A 3287-nucleotide genomic window follows, 5' to 3' on the forward strand; every position below is an offset into this window, starting at 1 on the left:
TCCATGACTCTATTTTACAAATAACTTAACAAGGATGGGTACTCCCCTTCCTCAAAATTTATACTTTCTTATCCGTTCAAAAAAGAGGCCGTCCCGTTGTCTTGCGACGATTGGGACAGCCTCCTTTTCATTTTGAGACGTTACCTTTTAACTTGGTGCAAACGATCACGTCTGCCCGGCCGTATCACGGTCACGGGGATCACCATGATAACGCTTGCTCCCGAGCCAACCGAGCAGCCACTGTGCGATCCGCGTCCTGGCTACCTGCTAGGGCTAGGACCCTCCCCTGCTCGTGTGGTCAAAAAATTTCCGTGGCATCGGGCGCAAGCCGGGAAACACGCTGCAAATAGTGCGTCACCCGCTCGTCATCCCCCTGCGGGTACGCGTAGCCCAAGGCAGCCGCCACCTCGTTTGCGACCTCGCGGAACAGCTCCCCCATCGCAAACAGTGCCGCCCAGACGCCTTCGTAGCTGCCGCCGGGATAGGTGGACAAAAGCTTTTGCCACCGCTCGGCAGTCAGATGTGCCTCCAAATATTTGCCGCCCTTCCCGATGCTCACGGAAAAATCGGTTTGAATGCCTACCCGCCACTCGACCATTTTCATCAACATCGGCCGGACGTAGCGCTCCAGATGCTCGATGGCAAACAAAATTTCCCGTCGCCACAAGCCTTTTGCCACGTACGTCGAGACCCACCAAAATTCGTTGCAGCAGTCGCGGAAGTATTCCGCGGAAGGCCGCTTCACCCAGTAGTCCTCGTCCGTCGACGGCGGCACCTCCGGCAAGCATTGATCTTTGTCCAGCAACACGCGCAGCAGCTTGTCCTCCCGGCAGTACTCGTCCTTTTCGTCCAGCGGAATCAAGGTCAGGTCGATCCGGTTGCCGTCCGTAAACAGCATCAGGTAGGAAAAGCGTCTGCCCAGGTCTGGCGGAAACATCGCCATATCTTCGGGCGTTTGCAAAATGATTCGCTCGCCAAACACATCAATCCAGTCAGGGTCATCCAAAAACGATTGCATGTCTGTGACAAGATAGCTGATGTCGTAATCCTGAAACATATCTTTCGGAGCGCGCGGGTTGGTCCGCGAGCCTTCCAGCGTCACGGCGCGAATCCGTTCGTCTGCGCGCGCGAAGTCCAGCACCAGCTCCATCATTTCTCGTTCACTTCTCATCGTCTGCTACCACCTTTTTTTGTGACAGGCGGCTCGCCGTTTTCCGGCGAAGCGGCAACAACCGCTTGCGATCAGCGAAACCGTCACGTCCGTTTGTTTTTTGCCGTGCCTGGCTTTGCCTGTGCCAAAAAACAACAGACTGGCGGCGGTCCGCGAATCCGCTTCGGACGATGCGTGTTTTATGCGATCAGCAAGGAGACGAACGCTTCCCGGTCGAGGTTGCCGAAAAACTCCTGCAGGTTGACGCCGGCGAGCCGCTCGCTGACAGACGCGCGATCATACGGCGTATCGCGCAGCAGTTCCTCCAACTCGGCTACGTCTCGCACGCCGAAGAAGTCTCCGTATATTTTCGCTTCCTTGATTTTTCCCTTCTCGATATCGAGCTGCACCTCAATGCTGCCAATGTTCTCAAACCGCTTCGTCTGGCGGTAGTTGCTCTTCGGCGATTTGCCGTAGTTCCAGTCCCAGCTCTGGTAGCGGGCTTTGGACAGCTCGTGAATCTTCGCCCAGTCTTCGTCGGTCAGCTTGTATTCCTCGACCTGGCCCTCCCCGAAAATGGAATGGAGAATCGCCAGGCGAAACTCTTCAATCGTCATCGGCTGCGGCAAAAACTCGGAGATGTTGGCGACGCGGCTGCGAATGGACTTGATGCCCTTCGACTGGATTTTCGCGGCGTTTACTTTCAGGGCAGACACCACGTTTTCCATTTCGGAGTCAAACAGCAGCGTGCCGTGGCTGAACATCCGGCCTTTGGTCGAATACTGCGCATTGCCGGAAATTTTCCGCTCTCCGACCTGAATGTCGTTGCGTCCGGTCAGCTCCGCCTCGACGCCCAGCTTTTTCAGCGCCTGGACGACCGGCTCGGTGAATTTGCGGAAGTTGTGAAAAGACTCGCCGTCGTCGTTGGTGATGAAGCTGAAGTTGAGGTTGCCGAGGTCGTGGTAGACGGCTCCGCCGCCAGACAGCCTGCGCACGACGTGGATGTTGTTTTCCTCGACGTAGGCGGCATTGATTTCTTCGATCGTGTTCTGATTTTTTCCGATGATGATCGAAGGTTCATTTATGTAAAACAACAAGTAATCTTCGCTTGCGGGCAAATGTTTCAGCGCGTATTCCTCAATAGCCAGATTGATGCGGGGGTCTGTAATGCCTTGGTTATCTATGAATTTCATCACGCAGCCTCCATCCCAATTCGTTCTCTCTCTTCTATCATACCACGACTCGCTGGCAAACACTGCAAGATCGCCTTTTCTCCATTCCTGAACATTGCCAGGCAGACTTGCTACACATCGTTCGGAAAAATTTAAAATTTTCTGCTGAATTAGACTAAATCTATTTCTAGCTTTTGTCGATAACTATACATAGGTATTTTAGACTAAACCTAGACGAATCTTTTTCCCTACTGTGCGTCTATGAAAAATGGTCGGCCCGTCGAGATCATCTTGGTGTTTCATTCATCCGAAATCTTATGAAGCAGTGAGGTGTTCAGTTTTATGAAAGCAGTCCAGCATTCCCAATCCGTATCATTGCGTACCAAGCTCGTGATGATGTGTCTGCTGCTGCTGGCAATCCCCAGCCTTATCATCGGCTTTCAAGGCTACAACTCTGCCAGCGCTGGACTGAGCGAACTAGGTTCGCGCATCCTGAAAAACAACGTGCATCTGACGATAGAGATGATCGAAGTCCTGCAAAAACAAGTCGACGCAGGCAAAATCAGCATAGAAGATGCACAAGAGCAAGTGAAGCAGCACATCCTCGGTCCGAAGCAAGCGGACGGAACACGAACGATCAACCCGAACATCGACTCCGGTGCGAGCGGCTACATGTTTGTACTGGACGAAAAACGTCCCCAGCAGAGCCATTCCTTCCATTCCCTTTTTCATGCCCATTTCCCCCCTCCTGCTGGATCGGTTTTCCGGTCCTGCATACGCTTTGTGACGCTGTGAATGCCTTTCGTTTTAAAAAAAGCAGACACTGTTTACAAGATTACGCCTGAAAAATTCCCTTTCAAAACTTCTTTCTCATGCTGATTTTTACATGACGGATTGTAATATGAAGTGCGACACCAACAGCTAGATAAAAAAATGGCCCATGATTGATTCGTGTAAAATGAAGT

Annotated in this window: 3 protein-coding genes; 1 reads left to right on the plus strand and 2 read right to left on the minus strand. The window is 52.3% G+C overall.

Going from position 1 to position 3287, the window contains the following annotated elements; all coding sequences use genetic code 11:
• Positions 1–298: 298 nt before the first annotated feature.
• Positions 299–1171, minus strand: coding sequence for an aminoglycoside 6-adenylyltransferase (locus AC3WJN_RS25425; protein WP_007781100.1), 873 nt, complete (start codon positions 1169–1171; stop codon positions 299–301).
• Between the two features lie 179 nt (positions 1172–1350).
• On the minus strand, positions 1351–2343 hold the full coding sequence (gene lplA, locus AC3WJN_RS25430; RefSeq protein ID WP_007781102.1) for a lipoate--protein ligase: 993 nt from the start codon (positions 2341–2343) through the stop codon (positions 1351–1353).
• A gap of 321 nt (positions 2344–2664) precedes the next feature.
• On the opposite strand from lplA, the gene AC3WJN_RS25435 reads away from it, so the two are divergent.
• Positions 2665–3117 carry a cache domain-containing protein gene (locus AC3WJN_RS25435; protein WP_007781104.1) on the plus strand — a complete coding sequence of 151 codons (453 nt, stop codon included), beginning with the start codon at positions 2665–2667 and terminating at the stop codon, positions 3115–3117.
• Positions 3118–3287: the final 170 nt, after the last annotated feature.

This window comes from Brevibacillus sp. FW306-2-1A-C05A (assembly GCF_058781555.1).